The organism is Streptomyces sp. CB02923, from assembly GCF_001905005.1.
Lineage (GTDB): Bacteria > Actinomycetota > Actinomycetes > Streptomycetales > Streptomycetaceae > Streptomyces.
Genome location: NZ_LWKZ01000004.1, coordinates 73,252 through 93,340, shown reverse-complemented (window position 1 = coordinate 93,340; position 20,089 = coordinate 73,252). Strand labels below are relative to the sequence as shown.

The 20,089-nt window shown below is 70.2% G+C and carries 17 protein-coding genes; 12 read left to right on the top strand and 5 right to left on the bottom strand.

Annotated elements, in window-relative coordinates:
* Nucleotides 1-3 precede the first annotated feature (3 nt).
* Complete coding sequence (wrbA, locus tag A6A06_RS08865; protein ID WP_073760647.1) at nucleotides 4-636, bottom strand: NAD(P)H:quinone oxidoreductase; 633 nt, start codon at nucleotides 634-636, stop codon at nucleotides 4-6.
* A gap of 331 nt (nucleotides 637-967) precedes the next feature.
* Between wrbA and A6A06_RS08860 the strand changes: the two genes are divergently transcribed.
* Entirely contained in the window at nucleotides 968-2,017 is a 1,050-nt protein-coding gene (locus tag A6A06_RS08860) for a methyltransferase (protein WP_073760646.1), read from the top strand.
* Between the two features lie 185 nt (nucleotides 2,018-2,202).
* Nucleotides 2,203-2,679 carry a hypothetical protein gene (locus A6A06_RS08855; protein ID WP_199930773.1) on the top strand — a complete coding sequence of 159 codons (477 nt, stop codon included), beginning with the start codon at nucleotides 2,203-2,205 and terminating at the stop codon, nucleotides 2,677-2,679.
* A 153-nt stretch (nucleotides 2,680-2,832) separates the two neighbouring features.
* Here A6A06_RS08855 and leuE read toward each other — a convergent pair whose 3' ends face one another.
* Nucleotides 2,833-3,507, bottom strand: coding sequence for a leucine efflux protein LeuE (leuE, locus tag A6A06_RS08850; protein WP_073760645.1), 675 nt, complete (start codon nucleotides 3,505-3,507; stop codon nucleotides 2,833-2,835).
* Nucleotides 3,508-3,632: 125 nt separating this feature from the next.
* On the opposite strand from leuE, the gene A6A06_RS08845 reads away from it, so the two are divergent.
* Nucleotides 3,633-4,391, top strand: a complete 759-nt coding sequence (locus A6A06_RS08845; protein ID WP_073760644.1) for a MerR family transcriptional regulator — start codon at nucleotides 3,633-3,635, stop codon at nucleotides 4,389-4,391.
* Between the two features lie 99 nt (nucleotides 4,392-4,490).
* Here A6A06_RS08845 and A6A06_RS08840 read toward each other — a convergent pair whose 3' ends face one another.
* The gene (locus A6A06_RS08840; RefSeq protein ID WP_073760643.1) at nucleotides 4,491-4,862 is read right to left on the bottom strand and encodes a YbjQ family protein; all 372 of its coding nucleotides are present in this window, start codon (nucleotides 4,860-4,862) and stop codon (nucleotides 4,491-4,493) included.
* Nucleotides 4,863-5,190: 328 nt separating this feature from the next.
* On the opposite strand from A6A06_RS08840, the gene A6A06_RS08835 reads away from it, so the two are divergent.
* Both A6A06_RS08835 and A6A06_RS08830 read left to right on the top strand, forming a co-directional pair.
* Nucleotides 5,191-5,910: a DedA family protein gene (locus A6A06_RS08835; protein ID WP_073760642.1), complete on the top strand. Its 720-nt coding sequence runs from the start codon at nucleotides 5,191-5,193 to the stop codon at nucleotides 5,908-5,910.
* A gap of 275 nt (nucleotides 5,911-6,185) precedes the next feature.
* A complete protein-coding gene (locus A6A06_RS08830; protein ID WP_073760641.1) occupies nucleotides 6,186-7,982 on the top strand; it encodes a threonine/serine ThrE exporter family protein in 1,797 nt (598 codons plus the stop codon).
* A 120-nt stretch (nucleotides 7,983-8,102) separates the two neighbouring features.
* Here the strand turns inward: A6A06_RS08830 and A6A06_RS08825 are convergent, their stop codons facing one another.
* Entirely contained in the window at nucleotides 8,103-8,600 is a 498-nt protein-coding gene (locus A6A06_RS08825; RefSeq protein WP_073760640.1) for an inorganic diphosphatase, read from the bottom strand.
* A 200-nt stretch (nucleotides 8,601-8,800) separates the two neighbouring features.
* On the opposite strand from A6A06_RS08825, the gene dacB reads away from it, so the two are divergent.
* The 6 genes from dacB (at nucleotide 8,801) to folE (ending at nucleotide 16,863) form a co-directional block, all read left to right on the top strand.
* Entirely contained in the window at nucleotides 8,801-10,318 is a 1,518-nt protein-coding gene (dacB, locus tag A6A06_RS08820; protein ID WP_242440654.1) for a D-alanyl-D-alanine carboxypeptidase/D-alanyl-D-alanine endopeptidase, read from the top strand.
* Nucleotides 10,319-10,672: 354 nt separating this feature from the next.
* On the top strand, nucleotides 10,673-11,824 hold the full coding sequence (locus tag A6A06_RS08815; protein ID WP_073760638.1) for a zinc-dependent metalloprotease: 1,152 nt from the start codon (nucleotides 10,673-10,675) through the stop codon (nucleotides 11,822-11,824).
* A 207-nt stretch (nucleotides 11,825-12,031) separates the two neighbouring features.
* On the top strand, nucleotides 12,032-13,129 hold the full coding sequence (tilS, locus tag A6A06_RS08810) for a tRNA lysidine(34) synthetase TilS (protein ID WP_073760637.1): 1,098 nt from the start codon (nucleotides 12,032-12,034) through the stop codon (nucleotides 13,127-13,129).
* 87 nt (nucleotides 13,130-13,216) lie between these two features.
* The gene (gene hpt / locus A6A06_RS08805; RefSeq protein WP_073760688.1) at nucleotides 13,217-13,756 is read left to right on the top strand and encodes a hypoxanthine phosphoribosyltransferase; all 540 of its coding nucleotides are present in this window, start codon (nucleotides 13,217-13,219) and stop codon (nucleotides 13,754-13,756) included.
* Nucleotides 13,757-14,040: 284 nt separating this feature from the next.
* Entirely contained in the window at nucleotides 14,041-16,053 is a 2,013-nt protein-coding gene (gene ftsH / locus A6A06_RS08800) for an ATP-dependent zinc metalloprotease FtsH (RefSeq protein WP_073760636.1), read from the top strand.
* A 204-nt stretch (nucleotides 16,054-16,257) separates the two neighbouring features.
* The gene (gene folE, locus A6A06_RS08795; RefSeq protein ID WP_073760635.1) at nucleotides 16,258-16,863 is read left to right on the top strand and encodes a GTP cyclohydrolase I FolE; all 606 of its coding nucleotides are present in this window, start codon (nucleotides 16,258-16,260) and stop codon (nucleotides 16,861-16,863) included.
* Between the two features lie 113 nt (nucleotides 16,864-16,976).
* On the opposite strand, the gene A6A06_RS08790 is transcribed toward folE, so the two are convergent.
* Nucleotides 16,977-18,092: an alpha/beta hydrolase-fold protein gene (locus tag A6A06_RS08790; RefSeq protein ID WP_073760634.1), complete on the bottom strand. Its 1,116-nt coding sequence runs from the start codon at nucleotides 18,090-18,092 to the stop codon at nucleotides 16,977-16,979.
* Between the two features lie 140 nt (nucleotides 18,093-18,232).
* Here A6A06_RS08790 and A6A06_RS08785 point away from each other — a divergent pair, with 140 nt between their 5' ends.
* Nucleotides 18,233-20,077: a phosphatidylglycerol lysyltransferase domain-containing protein gene (locus tag A6A06_RS08785; protein WP_199930772.1), complete on the top strand. Its 1,845-nt coding sequence runs from the start codon at nucleotides 18,233-18,235 to the stop codon at nucleotides 20,075-20,077.
* The last annotated feature ends 12 nt before the right edge of the window (nucleotides 20,078-20,089 follow it).

Sequence of the window (20,089 nt, the reverse complement as noted above, 5' to 3'; positions counted from 1 at the left end):
CCCTCAGCCGTCCACGGAAAGCCCCGCCTTCAAGGCGCGGGTGAACTTCACGACACGCCGCGCCTGGATGCCGGCGGCGGTGCGGGCGTCGTCGTCGAGGGGGGTTTCGGGGCCGCCGACGTGCGAGGTGCCGTACGGGTTGCCGTCGGAGAACTTGGCGGGGTCGGTGTATCCGGGGGCGACGAGGATGCCGCCGAAGTGGTGGATCGTGTTGTAGAGCGCGAGCAGGGTGGATTCCTGGCCGCCGTGCTTGGTCGCCGAGGCGGTGAAGCCGCTGTAGACCTTGTCGGCCAGCTTGCCCTGCTGCCAGAGGCCGCCGAGCGTGTCGATGAACTGCTTGAGCTGCGAGGCGATGTTGCCGTACCGGGTGGGAGAGCCGAAGATCACGGCGTCCGCCCAGATCATGTCGTCGGGGGAGGCCTCGGCGACGTCCGCGGTCGCGCGGACGTTCTCGGCCCAGGCGGGATTCGACTCGATGGCGGCCTGCGGCGCGAGTTCGGCGGCCTTGCGCAGCCGCACTTCGGCGCCGGCCTTCTCGGCGGCGTCCGCGATGGCCTTGGCCAGTCCGGTGACCGTGCCGGTCGAGGAGTAGTAGACGACGGCGAGGCGGACGGTCCAGTCGCTGGGCTGGGGCATGGTGATACCTCCTACGGAGGCGACGATATGGGCATAAGGGGCATTTAGCGCGCATGTGGCCGCAGGTTTTCACATCCCGCCGCATCCCGCCGTACGGGCGCGCCGGGAGCGGCGTACGCACCCCTCCACCGTGACGCGCAATAGGTGAAGCGTCAACAACCGTATGCCGTATGGGCATTGCGCGAGTATTGCGCCGGCCCGTACAGGAACTTAGCCTTGCCTAACTCATTACGCGGGGACGGGGGAACGGATCCGCCGGACCCGCCGTGCCGTCACCCGGGCGGCCTGCCCGGTACGGGAACGGCGTCCGAGGCGACCCGAAGGAGCGGACGTGGAAGCGAACGAGGAACGGGCGACACCGGCACGCCAGGCCCGCGTCACCGTCTCCCGGCTGCTGTTCGGACAGCTGGCCACGTACGCCGTGGGCGCCGCCGTCCGGACCGGCGTGCTGGACCGCATCGGCGACGGCACCCGTACGGCGGCCGACGTGGCGGCCGCGTGCGGCACCCACCCGCAGGCCACGCTGCGCCTGCTGCGCGCGCTGGCCGCCATGGACCTGCTCACCGAACACGAGCCGGGCACCTTCGAGGCCACCGCCGCCGGGGCGCTCCTGCGCAGCGACGCCCCGGACTCCATGGCCGCGCTGGCCCGGATCTTCAGCGAGCCGGTCATGACCCGCGCCCGGGAACGCCTGGAGGACAGCGTCCGCAGCGGCGCACCCGCCTTCGACTCCATCTTCGGTACGGACTTCTTCAGCCACCTCAAGGGCGAACTGGAACTCTCGGAAGTCTTCAACACCGCCATGGGCCAGAGCAGCGGCATCGCCGCCCAGGACGTGCCGCACCACTACGACTTCGGCCGCTTCGCCACCATCGTCGACGTGGGCGGCGGCGACGGCACCCTCCTCGCCGCCATCCTGCGGGCCCACCCCGCGCCGCGCGGCATGATCTACGACAGCGCCGAGGGCCACGCCCAGGCGCCCGCGCGGCTGGCCGCCGCGGGGGTCGCCGACCGCGTCACGCTGACGACCGGCGACTTCTTCGCCGCCGCGCCGCCCGGCGGCGACCTCTACCTGCTCAAAAGCGTCATCCACGACTGGAACGACGACCAGTGCGCGGACATCCTGGGCCACATCCGGCAGGTGCTGCCCGCGGACGGCCGGCTCCTGATCATCGAGCCGGTCCTCACCGACACGGTGCAGCCCGGCGCGACGGCCCTGCCCTACATGAGCGACCTCAACATGATGGTCAACGTCGGCGGCCGGGAACGCACCCGCGCCGACTTCGAAGACCTGTGCACCAAGGCCGCCTTCAAAATCACGGGCCTCACCCCGCTACCGTCCCCGGACCCCTTCGTCCTGATCGAGGCGGCAGCGGTCTGAGGCGACACGGACCGCCTGGCTGTGCCGCCCGGTCCACGCGACGTCGCCCGGCGACGAAGCCCGGCCCCGGGACCGGGCGCGTTCAGTCCGCCGTGCGTATGCGCCTGTCGTGCCGCCGAAAGTGGTGAGGGATTTCGACGATCGCATGCACGAGGTGTTTCTCTAGGTGCGAAAGGGGGCATGCTGTGCGGCTGGGAATCACGGGGCACAGGGGATTGTCGGCTTCTGTCGAGCAATGCGTGCGGACTGAATTGTCGGAACGGCTGCGTCGTCACGAACCCGAGGAGTTGTGTGGCGTTTCCTGCCTCGCCGACGGACCCGATGCGTGGTTCGCCGAAATCGTCCTCGCGCTGGGAGGGCGTATCGAGGTGGTGGTGCCTGCTGAACGGTACCGCGACGGACTTCCCGAGGGGCACCACGCCGTCTACGACACGCTGCTCGGACGCGCGGCTGATGTACACGAAACCCAGCTGCGGGATTCCTCGTCAGAAGCCCATATGGCGGGGAGCGAGATGCTGGTGGGTCTGGTCGATCGGGTGATCGCCGTATGGGACGGAAAACCGGCCAGGGGATTCGGCGGGACGGCCGACGTGGTCGCGTACGCCCGGCGCGTGGGTGTACCGGTCGACATTATTTGGCCGGACGGGGCGGTGCGGGATTAGTGGGATGTGCGGCTGGGAGTGGTTTCTTATCTGCTTCCCCATTTCGCCTCCCGTTGCCGAAGGGTAGCGCCGGGGAGGTGTGTGCAGGGACTTCCCGCGTGCATCGTTGCTGTGCCTACGCGGACTGTGGGCGCCATTTCCGGGCGCTGCCGGTCACCCCGAACTTGCCAGTGACAATTTCGCCGCGAAGCCCAGGAATGCCGCGCCCGCGCCGGCCGACAGGCCCGCTGTCAGGCGTTTGCGGCGGCGGAAGGTGGCGGCGAGGTAGGTGCCGCTGAAGATGAGGATCGAGAGGTAGGTGACGCTGAAGAGCTGGGCCCAGGTGCCGAGGGTGAGGAAGGAGAGCACGGGGTGGGGGTAGTGCGGGTCGACGAACTGGACGAAGAAGGAGATGAAGAAGAGGATCGCCTTCGGGTTGAGAAGGCTGATCACCAGCGCGCGGCGGTACGGGCGTTCGCGGGCTTCCTTGGCGGCGGGGGTGTCCCCGGCCGTGGCCTTCTTGCGGAGGGACTTCGCGGCCTCCCGATTGCGCCACAGTGACCACGCGCCGCGCAGCATTCCCACCGCGAGCCACGTCAGATAGCCCGCGCCGGCGAATTTGACGATGGTGAAAAGGACCGGGCTGGCCTGGAGGAGCGATGCCACGCCGCCCGCCGAGAGGGCCATCAGCACGGTGTCTCCGCACAGCACACCGGCCGCCGCGCGGTAGGCCACGCGCCGGCCGCGCCGGGCCGCCACGGAGACGACGTACAGCGAGTTCGGGCCCGGCAGCAGAACGATGAGCGCGCAGCCCGCCAGGTAGGTCGGAAGATCGGTTATCCCCAGCATGTCGGCAGGATGCCACTGATGTTCCGTCCGCCCCACGGGTTTCCGGTATGCGGACTTGCACCTCACGTGGCGTGAGGACGCATCGTGGAGTGCGTACCGGAAAGGCCGGAAAGGAGGGCGGGGCAGTGGGTTATTCGGTGGGGCAGGTCGCGGGGTTCGCCGGTGTGACGGTGCGCACTCTGCACCATTACGACGGGATCGGGCTGCTGGTGCCGGGGGAGCGCAGCCACGCGGGCCACCGGCGCTACGGCGACGCCGATCTCGACCGGCTCCAGCAGATCATGTTCTACCGGGAGCTCGGCTTCCCGCTCGACGAGGTGGCGGCCCTTCTGGACGATCCGGACGCCGACCCGCAGGAACATCTGCGGCGGCAGCACACGCTGCTGCGCGCCCGGATCGGCAAGCTCCAGGCCATGGCCGCCGCCGTCGAACACGCGATGGAGGCACGCAAGATGGGCGTCAATCTCACCCCCGAGGAGAAGTTCGAGGTGTTCGGCGACTTCGACCCGGACGATCATGTCGAGGAGGTACGCGAGCGGTGGGGGCACACCGAGGCGTACCAGGAGTCGCAGCGTCGGACCGCCTCGTACACCAAGGAGGACTGGAAGCGGCTGACCGAGGAGTTCGACGCCGTCCACCGCAGGATGGCCGACGTGATGGAGAGCGGGCTGCCCGCCGAGTCGGCCGAGGCGATGGACGTGGCCGAGGAGCACCGCCGGTTCATCTCGTCCGGCTACTACGACTGCTCGCACGAGATGCACACCTGTCTCGGTGAGATGTACGTCGCGGACGAGCGCTTCACGGCCACCTATGAGGCCATCCGGCCGGGGCTGGCCGTCTACCTGCGCGACGCGATGCTGGCCAACGCGGTCCGCAACAGCTGAGCCCGTACGGGGCAGGGGCGCGCGCCCCCTGGCCCGTACGGCCGTACCGGCGGCCCCGCGGCCTGCGATCAGACACCGGCGGCCGGCCACCGGTTGTTCTCAGGCGTTCTTCGGGGCGATGACGACGGCGGTGCCGTACGCGCAGACCTCCGTGCCCACGTCCGCCGCCTCCGTCACGTCGAAGCGGAACATCAGCACCGCGTTCGCGCCGCGCGCCCGCGCCTGCTCCACGAGCCGTTCCATCGCCTGGTTACGGGTCTCCACGAGCGTCTTCGTCAGGCCCTTCAGCTCGCCGCCGATCATCGACTTCAGCCCGGCCCCGATCTGGCTGCCCAGGTGGCGCGAGCGCACCGTCAGGCCGAACACCTCGCCGACGACCCGCTGCACCTCGTATCCGGGAACGTCGTTGGTCGTCACCACCAGCACGTCCGCCTGCGCGGCCTGGCCGCCGCCGAACTCCTCGATGCCCATCGTGTGCCCGTCCCTCCGTGTGGTGAGCCGCCTGGGGGCCGGCTCCTCGCGGGGAGCGTCTCATGGGGGAGGGGAGGACGCGGGGAATCCGGTCGGGGGTGTCCGGCCATGGTGAAGCGGGTGGAGGCGGGGTGGAAGCGGGTGGTGGGGGCGACGGTGTGACGTCGGGGACGGTCCCGTGGGGCACGCCGAAGGGCCTCCGGGGGCGGCAGCGGGCGGCTGGAACCATGCCCCGTCATCCGGCGTTGATAGCTTTGGGCCGCACACTGCGCCTGCACACCCGTCGTACCGCACGATCCGGCGCCCTCGACCCAGGAGCCTTCACCCCGTGAATACTCTCGCGCTCGGCCCCCAGTGGCTGGACCCGGACTACCTGATCGGCACGTTCGGGCTGATCGGCGTGCTGATCATCGTCTTCGCGGAGTCCGGCCTGCTGATCGGCTTCTTCCTGCCGGGCGACTCGCTCCTGTTCACCACCGGCCTGCTGGTGACGACGGACAAGCTGGACAAGCCGCTGTGGCTGGTGTGTCTGCTGATCGTGCTCGCGGCGGTCCTCGGCGACCAGGCCGGGTACCTCTTCGGCCGCAAGGTCGGCCCCTCGCTCTTCAAACGCCCGGACTCCAAGCTCTTCAAGCAGGAGAACGTGGAGAAGGCGCACGAGTTCTTCGAGAAGCACGGCCCGAAGTCGCTGATCCTGGCCCGCTTCGTGCCGATCGTGCGGACCTTCACGCCCATCATCGCGGGCGTGAGCAAGATGAACTACCGCTCGTTCATCACCTTCAACGTCATCGGCGGCACCCTGTGGGGCGCCGGTGTCACCCTGCTCGGCGCCTCCCTGGGCAACATCGAGTTCGTCCACAAGCACATCGAGCTGATCCTCGTCGCGATCGTGCTGATCTCGGTCGTCCCGATCGCCATCGAGTACCTGCGCGCCCGCGGCAAGAGCAAGAAGGCCGCGGCCCAGCAGTCGTACGACCCGGCGGGCGCCGTCCAGCCGCCCCGCCAGCCCGGCAGCGACGGCCGCCGCGGCCGGCACGCCAAGCGCTGAGCGCTGAGCGCTGAGCCCGATCGGCGGTACCGCCGGCGGGTGACGTACGGCATTCTGCGTACGGCGGTGCCGGTGACCTGCGCAGGGTGGTGCCGGTGGCCGCCGAGCGACGCCTATGGTGCCGCCGGGCCGGGATTCATGGGTTTCCCCTGAGGCGCAGGGGACACTCGCAGCTCATATGAACCGTAGTAAGGGCCCCGCCACGCGCGCCCCTGCCGACCATCAGGCATCGTGTCCTTGACGGTCGGCAGGAGGCGTACGAGGAGCGAAGAGACGTGGCGTCGGACGCACAGCGGGGCCAGCGCGGAACCAACGGCACGAACGGGAAGAACGGCGTGAACGGCGTCAGAGGCGCATACGGCGCCGGTAATGGTACGAACGGTGGAAACGATCAGTCCGAGGACCGCAAGTCCCAGTCGGACGAAGCACGCAGCGCCTTCACCCCGCCGCTCGGCGTGCCGTACACGTATCCGCAGGTCCCCGAGGAAGAGCACCCCACCTCCGAGTTCGCCGTCCCCGACGGCCTGAAGACCGAGACACCGGCCGAGCCGGAGGGATCCGCCTTCACCCCGCCCGCCGGCACCACCAGCAGCACCACCGGCCAGCACCAACTGCCCGACCGGACCCCGGCGGGCTGGCCCTCCTTCACCCCGCCGCACGGCATCCCCGTCATCAACCTGACCAAGCAGACGCCCTGGCAGGACCGGATGCGCACGATGCTGCGGATGCCGGTCGGCGAGCGGCCGGTCCCGGAGCGGGCGGAGCGCGCCGAGGAGAGCGGGCCGGCGGTGCCGCGCGTCCTGGACCTGACCCTGCGTATCGGCGAGATCCTGCTGGCCGGCGGCGAGGGCGCGGAGGACGTGGAAGCCGCGATGTTCGGCGTCGCGCACGCGTACGGGCTGGAGCGCGTCGAGCCCACCGTCACCTTCACCCTGCTGTCGATCTCCTACCAGCCGTCCCTGGTCGACGACCCGGTGACGGCCAGCCGCACGGTGCGCCGGCGCGGCGTGGACTACACCCGGCTCTCCGCGGTCTTCCGCCTCGTCGACGACATCACCTCCGAGGGCATCACCCTGGAGGAGGCGTACCGCGGCCTGGCCGAGATCCGCCGTAACCGGCACCCCTTCCCGAGCTGGTCGCTGACCGTCGCCTCCGGGCTGCTGTCCGGCGCGGCGAGCATGCTGGTCGGCGGCGGGGCGATCGTCTTCATCGCGGCGGCGATCGGCTCGATGCTCGGCGACCGGCTGGCCTGGCTGGCGTCCAGCCGCGGGCTGCCGGAGTTCTACCAGTTCGTGGTCGCGGCCATGCCGCCGGCCGCCATAGGAGTCGCCCTCAGCTTCTCGCACGTCGCCGTCCAGGCGTCCGCGGTGATCACCGGTGGCCTGTTCGCGCTGATCCCGGGACGGGCGCTGGTGGCGGCGGTTCAGGACGGCCTGACGGGGTATTACATCACCGCCTCGGCACGTCTGCTGGAAGTCGGCTATCTCATCGTCGGCATCGTCATCGGCGTGCTCGCCGCGCTCTACATCGGCCTCCAGCTCAATCCGGAGTATCTCTATCCGGCGGCCGGGTTCGCCGTGTTCACCGATCCACCGGTGCAGATCGTGGCGGCCATGATGCTGGCGCTGGCCTTCTGCGTACTGCTCCAGCAGGAACGTCACACCGTCCTGTTCGCCACGCTCAACGGTGGTGTCGCATGGGTCGTGTACGGCGCGCTCGCCAACGTCAGCGGCATGAACGCGGTCCCCGCCACGGCCATCGCGGCCGGCCTCGTCGGCCTCTTCGGCCAGCTCCTCAGCCGCTACCGCTACGCTTCCGCGCTGCCGTACGTGACCGCCGCGATCGGGCCGCTGCTGCCCGGTAGCGCCACGTACTTCGGCCTGCTCAACTTCGCCCAGGGCGACATCGGCCCCGGCGTCTCGTCCCTCATCAAGGCCGCCTCCCTGGCGCTGGCCATCGCGGTCGGCGTGAACCTCGGAGGCGAGGTGGCGCGCCTCTTCATGAGGGCGCCCGGCGTGACCCAGGAAGAGCCGGGCGAACGGCGGGCCGCGAAGCGGACGCGCGGCTTCTAGCAGCCCGCGGGGGCTGCCCCGGACAGCCCTCCGGACCCCTCCCCGTCCCGCCCCGGACAACACGAAGGCGGCACCCGTCCAGCGGGTGCCGCCTTCGTCACTGCTCCACGAGCCGCAGGCTCAGTGGTGGGCGCCGCCCTGGGCCTCCAGGCGCTTGTACGACGCCTCGATCTCGGCCTCGGCCTCGGCGCGGCCGACCCAGTCCGCGCCTTCGACGGACTTGCCGGGCTCCAGGTCCTTGTAGACCTCGAAGAAGTGCTGGATCTCCAGGCGGTCGAACTCCGACACGTGGTGGATGTCGCGCAGGTGCTCCACGCGCGGGTCGGACGCCGGGACGCACAGCAGCTTGTCGTCGCCGCCGGCCTCGTCGGTCATCCGGAACATGCCGATGGCGCGGCACTTGATCAGGCATCCGGGGAACGTCGGCTCGTCCAGAATGACCAGCGCGTCCAGCGGGTCACCGTCCTCGCCGAGGGTGTTCTCGACGAAGCCGTAGTCGGCCGGGTAGCTGGTCGAGGTGAAGAGTCGACGGTCCAGACGGATCCGTCCGGTCTCGTGGTCCACCTCGTACTTGTTCCGCGAACCCTTCGGGATCTCGATGGTGACGTCGAACTCCACGGGTGGCTCCTCCATGATCAACACATACGTCTGGTGATTAAGTGTCCCCCACGCAGGTGTGTGGTGGCGAAAGGGGCTGGTCCTAGGTGCCGGAGACCAGGTCGTTGCAGGTCAGATGGCAGGCAGCGCAGCGGTTGGCGCAACGTTCCGTCCGGACGGCGGCGGGCTCGGCGCGGTCGGCGGGGTCCGCCGCCGTGTCCATGACCCGTTCGGCGGCCGGTTCGGCACGTTCGGCCTACCGGTCCGCGGCGGACTCCACCCGTAACGCCTGGTGGTCCGCCTCCAAACAGCAGCGGCAGACCGTACGGCTGACGGCCAGCTCCACCGTCCTCGGCCTGCTGGTCTCGGCCGGAGCGGTGGCGGCGGCCGGTCCGTGGGACTCCGGCCAGCGTACGGCCGAGCGCGCCCGCGCCGTGGCGCCCGGAGATACGCGTGGCGAGCATCACGTTCCCGGCGGTACCGCCCCGGCTCCCAGCGCGCCGCCCGTCCTGGCCGCGATCGGTGTGCCCCCGCGCGCCGGGAGTAACGGTCCGCCCAGCGCCAAGGGGGTGGCCGGCGTCCTCGCGCCGCTGATGAAGGACGACGCGTTCGGCTCGCTGCGTACCGCCTCCGTCGTGGACGCCGCGACCGGCCGCGAACTCTTCGGCGCGGAACCGGGCCGGAACGCCACCCCCGCCTCCACGGTCAAACTCGCCATCGCCACCGCCGCGCTCACCGCGCTCGGCCCCGAGCACCGCATCGACACCACCGTCGTCGAGGGCGCCCGCGGCGGCCTCGTCCTGGTCGGCGGCGGCGACCCCACGCTCACCGCCCGCGCCCCGGAGCACGGCGTCCAGGACCAGCCCGCCAGCCTCCGCACGCTGGCCGACGACACGGCCCGTGCCCTCAAGGAGCGCGGCACCGGCAAGGTCCGGCTCGGCTACGACCTCTCGGCTTACACGGGCCCGGTCCTCCACCCCATAAGCCCCAACGAGAACATCACCCCCGTCACCTCCCTCATGGCCGACGAAGGACGCCTCGACGAGACCCGGGCCGGCCCGGCACCGCGCGACACCGACCCGGCGGCCACCGCGGCCCGGACGTTCGCACAGCTGCTCAAGGACCGCGGCATCACGGTCGAGGGCACACCCGCCCGGACCACCGCCCCCGCCAAGGCCCGCCGCCTCGCCACCACCAGCTCACCGCCGCTCGCCGGTCTCGTCGAGCGGATGCTGACCAACAGCGACAACGACATCGGCGAGGCCCTGGCCCGCCAGACGGCCCTGGCCACCGGCGAACCGGCCAGCTTCGAGGGCGCGGACCGGGCCGTACGCAAGACACTGTCGAAGCTGAACCTGCCGCTGACCGGCGCCGTCTTCGCGGACGGCAGCGGACTGGACCGCACCGACAGGGCCTCGGCGGGCCTGCTCTCCCGCCTGCTCGCGCTGGCCACCTCCGCCGAACACCCCGAACTGCGGTCGGTCGCCACCGGCCTGCCGATCGCCGGATTCACCGGCACACTCCGCGGCCGCTACGCGAGCGAGCAGGCGGGCGCAGGCACCGTACGGGCCAAGACCGGCACCCTCACCGGCGTGAACACCCTGGCCGGCACGGTCCTGGACACCGACGGCCGCCTCCTGGTCTTCGCCTTCATGACCAACCACACCACCGACGCCCAGGCAGCCCAACAAGCCTTGGACAAGATGGCCTCAGCCCTGGCCAACTGCGGTTGCCGCTGACTCCAAGGCGCCACCGGGCCACCGAGATCAGCCCCCACCCACCTCTCTTCCCACCCCCCCAACGGAAGGGGGCGGGCCGGAGCGGCCTGCCGCGCAGGCCCGTCCCCGAACCAGACAGCCCCGCGCAGCGGCCACCGCCCGCCGCAGGCGCAACGAACCCGCACCCGAGGGCGAACCGTCACCACCAAACCGGCCAGGCCCGCCGCAGGCGAACCGCACCCGAGGGCGAACCGTCACCACCAAACCGGCCCGGCCCGCCGCAGGCGAAGAGCGGACCGGCACCGAAGAACCGGCAACCCGCGCCCAAAGGGCGCTGCGCTACCCCCAGCGGAAGCGCCCACGTACCGTGAACCCATGACGAGCATCGGTGGTGTGGAGATGGTCGACTGGAACCTCGCGGTAGCGACCGCGACCCGGTTCGTACGGCCGGGACCAGAGGTGAGCCGGGACGAGGCACGGGCGATCGTCGCCGAGTTGCGGAGGCACGCGAAGTCCTCCGAGGAGCACGTGCGCGCGTTCACCCGCATGGTGCAGCCGGAGACGGAGGGGCCGCCGGGGTCGGAACAGAGCCATGAGCAGGCGCACGACACCCCGGTCCTGGTCGTGGACCGGGCGGGCTGGATCAAGGCGAACGTGGCCGGCTTCCGGGCGGTGCTCAAGCCGCTGCTGCAGAAGATGGAGGAGCGGCGTTCCTCCGTGCCGGGCGGCGCGGTGCTGGGAGCCGTCGGCGGCAAGGTGACCGGCGTGGAGCTGGGGATGCTGCTGTCGTTCCTGGCCTCGCGGGTCCTCGGGCAGTACGAGACGTTCGCGCCCGCCTCCCGGGACCTGCCGGCCGCGGCGCAGGGCGGCCGGCTGCTGCTCGTCGCGCCGAACATCGTCCATGTCGAGCGGGAGCTGGAGGTGGACCCGCACGACTTCCGCATGTGGGTCTGCCTGCACGAGGAGACGCACCGTACGCAGTTCACGGCCGTGCCCTGGCTGCGCGACCACATCGAGGGGGAGATCCAGTCCTTCCTCGGCGAGACGGAGATCGACCCGGGCACGCTGCTGGAGCGGCTGCGGGAGGCCGCCCAGTCGCTGACCGGCGGCCGGCCGGAGGGCGAGGAGGCCGACGAAGGGGGCCGCAGTTTCGTCGATCTGGTGCAGACCCCGGCCCAGCGGGAGATCCTGGCCCGGCTGACGGCGGTGATGTCGCTGCTGGAGGGGCACGCCGACTACGTGATGGACGGCGTCGGCCCGGACGTGGTGCCGTCCGTCGCGGAGATCCGGGAGAAGTTCCAGAAGCGGCGCGCGAGCGGCGCGGGCCGGCTCGACCAGGCGCTGCGCAAGCTGCTGGGGCTGGACGCGAAGCTGCGCCAGTACCGGGACGGCGAGCGGTTCGTGCGGGCGGTGGTCGACGAGGTCGGCATGGACGGCTTCAACCGGGTGTGGACGTCACCGAACACGCTGCCGACCAAACAGGAGATCGCCAAACCGGCGGACTGGGTCGCGCGGGTGCACCGCTAGGGGGCGGAGCCCGGCGGGGCGGAGGTGTGAGCCGGGCGCACCGCGAGGCAGGTGAACGCTCCCCTCAATCACTCTTCTGAGGGACCGTGACCGCAGGATAGGCGTGCAATGCTCAGGGAAGTGCTCGTCTCTGTCACCATCTAGGCACTCTGTGTGACGAAAAGCCAGAGACGGCCCGAGGCCCTCTGCTGACGATTGGAAACGGACATGGGTCCCCATCCAGCGGTCGCCGCGATACGCGTGGCGGTCCGCCGCGTACTTCACGACGTACTGAACCACCACTCCTCGCACTCCTCGCACTCCCCGGCCTCCGCGCACCCCGCCCAGCAGCCGGTCGCCGCGGGCCCCGCGCGGCCCGCCGGGGCGCCGCTGACGGCCGCCGTGGCGGACGGGCCCCCGCTGGTGCTCGTCGCGTGCTCCGGCGGCGCCGACTCCATGGCACTCGCCTCCGCACTCGCTTTCGAGGCGCCCCGGCTGGGCGTACGGGCCGGCGGCATCACCGTCGACCACGGCCTGCAGGACGGCTCCGACGTCCGCGCCGCCGAGGTCGTCCTGCGGATGCGCTCCCTCGGTCTGGACCCGGTCGACGCGGTGGCCGTCGAGGTGGGCCGGGCCGGCGGCCCCGAGGCCGCCGCCCGTGACGCCCGCTACGCCGCGCTGGACGCCGCCGCCGAGCGGCACGGTGCCGCCGCCGTCCTCCTCGGCCATACCCGCGACGACCAGGCAGAGACGGTCCTGCTGGGGCTCGCCCGCGGCTCCGGCACCCGTTCGCTGTCCGGCATGGCGGCCAAGGCCGGCCGCGGCGGCCGCTACCGCCGCCCGTTCCTGGAGGTCGACCGCCAGACCGCCCGCAAGGCGTGTCTGATCCAGTCGCTGCCCGTCTGGGAGGACCCGCACAACGCCGACCCCCTCTACACCCGCTCCCGGCTGCGGCACGAGGGCCTGCCCGCGCTGGAGAAGGCGCTCGGCAAGGGCGTCGTGGAGGCCCTGGCCCGTACGGCGCAGCTCTCCCGGGACGACGCCGACGCCCTGGACTCCTGGGCCGCCGACGCGGAGCGCACGGTCCTCGACGAGCGCGGCACCCTCGACGCCACCGCGCTGTACGCGCTGCCCGCCGCCGTGCGCCGCCGGGTGCTGCGCCGGGCCGCCATCGCGGCGGGCGCTCCGGCCGGTTCGCTGTTCGCCCGGCACATCGAGGAAGTGGACCGGCTGATCACCGGCTGGCGGGGTCAGGGGACCGTCAACCTCCCCGGGCGCGTGGGTGTGCGACGGCAGGGTGGCAGACTGGTGATCCGGCAGGGCTGAGCCACAGGACACCGAAGGGCACCGCCCCGCTTCACGAGTCTCACGACACCGAACCGAGCGAGAGTGGCACGGGTGGACGACAAGGACATGGGTTCCGACCTTCAGTCGGTGCTCATCAGCAAGGAAGAGATCGACGCCAAGCTGGCCGAGCTGGCGGCGAAGATCGACGCGGAGTACGCGGGCAAGGACCTGCTCCTGGTCGGCGTCCTCAAGGGCGCCGTGATGGTCATGGCGGATCTGGCGCGCGCGCTGTCCACCCCCGTCACGATGGACTGGATGGCCGTGTCGTCGTACGGCGCGGGCACCCAGTCCTCCGGAGTGGTGCGCATCCTCAAGGACCTCGACACCGACATCAAGGGCAAGCACGTCCTGATCGTCGAGGACATCATCGACTCCGGCCTGACGCTGTCCTGGCTGCTGTCGAACCTCGGCTCCCGCGAGCCCGCGAGCCTGGAGGTCTGCACGCTGCTGCGCAAGCCCGACGCGGCGAAGGTCACCCTCGACGTGCAGTGGATCGGCTTCGACATCCCCAACGAGTTCGTCGTGGGCTACGGCCTGGACTTCGCGGAGAAGTACCGCAACCTGCCGTTCGTGGGCACGCTCGCGCCGCACGTCTACGGCGGCTGAGCGGCGCAGACCCGTCCGGCCGCCTTCGGTGCGGCCGGGGCCCGGGACCGACCGGTGCCCGGCGGCGGGAACCCCGTGGGGTCTCCCGCCGTTGGAGCAGGGAGAACGGCATCCGAAGCTGCATTGTTAACCGTGGGCGGCGTCGTCGGGTGACAATGCTGGGGTACCGTCCGAAGGTCAGTCTTTTTTCGGGCCAGTAATACACCGTACGCACGACCAGCCCTCCACAGGGCTGTTGTGCCTCACTGTGGCAGGAGGGACGGGGCCTAGACGGCTCCGTATGGATGGACGTGAAGCGATACTTCCGTGGGCCGGTCATGTGGATCGTGCTGGCCGTCCTCGCCGTGGTCGTGTTGATGCAGGTCGTCGGCTCGTCCGGCGGCTACAAGACGGTGGACACCGGTCAGGTCGTCAAGGCGATCACTGACAACAAGGTGAAATCCGCCGAGCTGACGACCGGCGACGAGAACAAGATCAAGGTCGAGCTGTCCGGCGACAACAAGGTCGACGGCTCCAACAAGCTGCAGGCCAGCTACATCGGCGACCAGGGCGTCGATCTGGCCAAGAACCTGCAGGCCAAGTACCAGACCGGCGAGATCAAGGACGGTTACACCGTCTCCCCGTCGAAGCAGAACCCGTTCGTCGGCGTGCTGCTCTCGCTGCTGCCCTTCGTGCTGATCGTCGTGGTCTTCCTGTTCCTGATGAATCAGATGCAGGGCGGCGGCTCCCGGGTCATGAACTTCGGGAAGTCCAAGGCCAAGCTGATCACCAAGGACACGCCGAAGACGACGTTCTCGGACGTCGCGGGGTCGGACGAGGCCGTCGAGGAGCTCCACGAGATCAAGGAGTTCCTCCAGGAGCCGGCGAAGTTCCAGGCCGTGGGCGCCAAGATTCCCAAGGGCGTGCTGCTGTACGGCCCGCCCGGTACCGGCAAGACGCTGCTCGCGCGCGCCGTCGCCGGTGAGGCGGGCGTCCCGTTCTACTCGATCTCCGGCTCCGACTTCGTCGAGATGTTCGTCGGTGTCGGTGCCTCCCGGGTCCGTGACCTGTTCGAGCAGGCCAAGGCGAACGCCCCGGCGATCGTCTTCGTCGACGAGATCGACGCCGTCGGCCGGCACCGCGGTGCGGGCCTCGGCGGCGGTCACGACGAGCGTGAGCAGACGCTCAACCAGCTCCTCGTCGAGATGGACGGCTTCGACGTCAAGGGCGGCGTCATCCTGATCGCCGCCACGAACCGTCCGGACATCCTGGACCCGGCGCTGCTGCGCCCCGGCCGTTTCGACCGGCAGATCGCCGTCGACCGCCCGGACATGCAGGGCCGCCTGGAGATCCTCAAGGTCCACCAGAAGGGCAAGCCGGTCGCGCCGGACGTCGACCTGTCGGCCGTCGCCAAGCGCACCCCCGGCTTCACCGGCGCGGACCTGTCGAACGTGCTGAACGAGGCCGCCCTGCTGACGGCCCGCAGTGACGCCAAGCTGATCGACAACAAGTTCCTGGACGAGGCGATCGACCGCGTGGTGGCCGGGCCGCAGAAGCGGACCCGCATCATGTCCGAGAAGGAGAAGAAGATCACCGCGTACCACGAGGGCGGACACGCCCTGGTCGCGGCGGCTTCCCCGAACTCGGACCCGGTGCACAAGATCACGATCTTGTCCCGCGGGCGGGCCCTCGGCTACACGATGGTCCTGCCGGACGAGGACAAGTACTCGACCACGCGCAACGAGATGCTCGACCAGCTGGCGTACATGCTCGGTGGCCGGGCGGCCGAGGAACTGGTCTTCCACGACCCGACCACGGGCGCCGCGAACGACATCGAGAAGGCGACCGCGACGGCCCGTGCCATGGTCACGCAGTACGGCATGACCGAGCGGCTCGGCGCGATCAAGTTCGGCTCCGACAACTCCGAGCCGTTCCTCGGCCGTGAGATGGGTCACCAGCGCGACTACTCCGAAGAGGTCGCCGCGCTGGTCGACGAAGAGGTCAAGAAGCTGATCGAGACCGCGCACAACGAGGCGTGGGAGATCCTGGTCGAGAACCGCGACGTGCTCGACAACCTGGTTCTGCAGCTCCTGGAGAAGGAGACGCTGAACAAGGAAGAGGTCGCCGAGGTCTTCAAGCACATCGTCAAGCGCCCGGCCCGCCCGGCGTGGACGGGTTCCTCGCGGCGTACGCCGTCGACGCGCCCGCCGGTGCTGTCGCCGAAGGAGCTGGCGCCCGCCAACGGCTCCGCCCCCTCGGCGCCGGCCGTCTCGACGGAGAAGGCCGAGGCCCCCGAGGACCAGAGCCCCGAGGGCTGACCGCTCGGCGAGCGGCCGCAACGCGAGAACCGGGCCCGTACGGAATCTTCCGTACGGGCCCGGTTCTCGTTCCGTGTGGCCCGATATGCCGGGTTCGGTACGAGGTCCACACCGGCCCCGGAATGAATGTGCCGCCTCACGGGTTCTAGCCTGGACGTGTGGTACTCCGCGTGCGGAGCGGGCGCAACAGGAACGAGGCACGAGATGACCGATCCGGTGACGCTGGACGGCGACGGCAAGGTCGGCGAATTCGACGAGAAGCGCGCCGAGAACGCCGTACGCGAGCTGCTGATCGCTGTCGGTGAGGACCCGGACCGGGAAGGTCTCCTGGAGACGCCCGCGCGGGTGGCGCGCGCGTACAAGGAGATCCTGGCCGGCCTGCGGCAGGAGCCCGAGGACGTCCTGACGACCACCTTCGACCTCGGTCACGACGAGATGGTGCTGGTCAAGGACATCGAGATCGTCTCGCTGTGCGAGCACCACCTGCTGCCGTTCCACGGCGTCGCGCACGTCGGCTACATCCCCGCCGACAGCGGCAAGATCACCGGGCTGTCCAAGCTGGCCCGCCTCGTCGAGGTCTTCGCCCGCCGCCCGCAGGTGCAGGAACGCCTCACCACGCAGATCGCGGACTCCCTGATGCGCATCCTGGAGGCCCGCGGCGCCATCGTGGTGATCGAGGCCGAGCACATGTGCATGTCGGTGCGCGGCATACGCAAGCCGGGCGCCAAGACGACCACCTCGGCCGTACGCGGCCAGCTGCGGGACGCCACGACCCGTTCCGAGGCGATGAGCCTGATTCTGGCGCGCTGAGCCCGAAGGCGGCCCTGAGCCGCTTCGCGGCCGTCGTACGACGCGGGCGGGGCCCGGTGGAAGTCCACCGGGCCCCGCCCGCGTCATGCCTCGCCCCCTGGGGCAGAGTGCCGCTACGCCTTGAGGTGGCCGCCCATCCACTCCAAGGCGGCGGGTATCTCACGGCGCCAGGTGTTGAAGTTGTGGCCGCCGCTGTCGAGGATGATCGACGCGATCCGGCCGGGGGACTTCGTCTGCTTGATGAACTTCAGCGTGTCCTTGTAGTTCTCCTCGCCCTGCTTGCTGGAGGTGACGAGGAGGTTCACCGGCGCCGCGGGAAGGTTCTTCTGCCGCCACATCAGGTCGTTCTCCCGCTCCAGCTGCTTGTCGCCGCCGAACAGCGCGCCGGTCGAGGCGTCGAGCGGGGCCTTGTACGCGCCGGAGAGGGCCACGCCGGTGGAGAACGCCTTCGGGTGGCGCATCGGCATCTTCAGGGCGCAGTAGCCGCCCGTGGAGTCCCCTATGACGCCCCAGTTGCTGGCGTCGGTGCCCACCCGGTAGTGGCTGGCTATGTCGTGCCGCACGTCATGGGTGAAGAAGGTCTCGGTCTGCGGGCCGTTCGGGATGTCCACGCACTCGGTGTCCCGCGGCGGCGCGACGGTCGGGCGCATCATGACCAGTATCGTCGGCTGCGTCCTGTTCTTGCGGACCAGGTCGTGCTGGGTCTGCGGGAAGTGCAGCTTCTTGTAGAGGGCCTGTGCGGTGCCCGGGTAGCCGGTCAGCACCACCGAGGCGGGGAAACGCTTCTTCGCGTACTTGGCCTGGAAGTACTGCGGCGGCAGGTAGACGAACGCCGGGCTGTTGATCTTGGACTTTTCGCCCTGGAGCATGACCTTGTCTATCCGGCCGCCCACATGCGGCTTGGACCCGCCGGGTACGCCGACGTGCTCGCTGCCGAGCATCTTCAGCTTGGTGCCGTTCGGGCCGGTCTCGTAATTGGTCACCACGCCCGGCTCCTGCTCCTTGCCGAACAGATCCGCCCACGATGCGTAGAAACCGAACGAATTGTTCGCGAAGAGGCCGATCGAGGCGAAGATCGACAGCTGGGTCGCCAGCAGCAGACCGATGCGGCCGAGGACCGTGCGCCAGTTGTGCCGGGACAGGCGCGGCCACAGCCAGATGGTGAGAACAAAGAGCGCTACTGCGAAAAGGACGGCCAAGAGCAGCACTTTTTTGCTGGTGAGACCCATGTGGTGCTTTCTTCCGGGCGGCCGGTCATCCGTGCCGCAGGTGGAACCCCGGGCCCTGAAACGCCGTCATACAGGGCGCAAAAGTCCAGATGCTGCGACTAACACTCGCACGTTCTCTCGACCGGGGCGACGGGAAAGTAATGTCTGACAGGCTAGATGGCGAAAAGTCCGGGACGGTTGCGTGGCGTCCGCCACGCTGGCTGCGCGGCCCCCGCCCGGAAAAGGTGCCGCCATTGGTGGGGACGGCCGGGGCGGTCGTCGGGCTGCTGAACCTGGTGGCCGGGCTCTTCCCCCGCTTCCGGCACAGCTGGCTGCACACCCTGGCGGAGTTTCTGCCGGGCACCGTGAGCGCCCTGGCGGCGGCCGCCTCCATCGTCGTCGGCATCCTGCTGCTGATGCTCGCCCACGGACTCAAACGGCGTAAGCGCCGTGCCTGGGTGGCGGCCGTCTCGCTGCTCCCGGTGGGCATCGCCGCCCAGCTCGTCTACCGGCACTCCATCGTCGGAGCGGCCCTCTCGCTGGCCCTGCTGGCCTTCCTGGTCTGGCACCGGCGCGCCTTCGAGGCCCTGCCGGACCCGCGCAGCCGGGTGAAGGCCCTGCTGAACTTCGTCGCCCTCGGCGGCATCAGCTTCGGCCTCGGCCTGATCATCGTGAACTCCCACCCGCACAAGATCATCGGTGATCCGTCGGTGTGGGAGCGGCTCAAGCACGTCATGTGGGGCCTCTTCGGCTTCGAAGGCCCGGTCCGGTACGTGAACAACGTCGACTACACCGTCGGCTACTCGCTCGGCGCGCTCGGCCTGCTGACCGCCGCCACCACCGCCTACCTGGCCTTCCGCCCCGAGCACCCGGCCGCCCGGCTCACCGAGCAGGACGAGGAGCAGCTGCGCGACCTGCTCGCCAAGCACGGCGGCCGCGACTCCCTCGGCTACTTCGCGCTCCGCCGCGACAAGGGCGTGGTCTTCTCTCCCACCGGCAAGGCCGCCGTCTGCTACCGGGTGATATCCGGCGTGATGCTCGCCAGCGGCGACCCGATCGGCGACGTGGAGGCCTGGCCGGGCGCCATCGAGCGCTTCATGGAGGAGGCCCGCGCGCACTCCTGGACCCCGGCCGTCACCGGCTGCAGCGAGACCGGCGGCCAGGTCTGGACCCGCGAGACCGGCATGGACGCGCTGGAGCTGGGCGACGAGGCGATCGTCGATGTGGCGGACTTCACCCTCACCGGCCGCTCGATGCGCAACGTACGCCAGATGGTCAAGCGCATCGAGCGCAACGGGTACGAGACCCGGGTCCGGCGGGTGCGCGACCTGGAGCCCGAGGAGCTGGCCCGTATCCAGCAGGCCGCCGACGCCTGGCGCGACACCGACACCGAGCGCGGCTTCTCCATGGCGCTGGGCCGCATCGACGCCGTGAAGGACGGCGACGCGGTCATCGCCACCGCCCACCTGGCGCCGGCCGAGGGCGAGGAGCCCGGCCCGTTCGGCGACCTGAAGGCGATGCAGCACTACGTACCGTGGGGCAAGGACGGCATCTCGCTGGAGCTGATGCGCCGCGACCGCAGCGCCGACCCCGGTATGAACGAGCTGCTGATCGTCGCCTCCCTCCAGGCGGCCCCGGACCTCGCGATCAAGCAGGTGTCGCTGAACTTCGCGGTCTTCCGCTCCTCCCTGGAGCGCGGCGAGAAGCTGGGCGCCGGGCCGGTCATCCGGATCTGGCGCGGCATGCTGGTCTTCCTGTCCCGCTGGTACCAGATCGAGTCGCTGTACAAGTTCAACGACAAGTTCCGCCCGCGCTGGGAGCCGCGCTTCGTGGTCTTCCGCAACAGCCGGGACATCCCGCGCATCGGCCTGGCCGCGCTCCAGGCCGAGGGGTACCTGGAGCTGGGACTGCCCCGCGCGCTGCGCCGCGGGAAGACCGCCGGGCCGCGTCCGTGCGCGCACACCACGGCGCCGATCAGGGCGGACGAGGTCGAGCCGGCGGCGTAGCGCCGCCTGGTC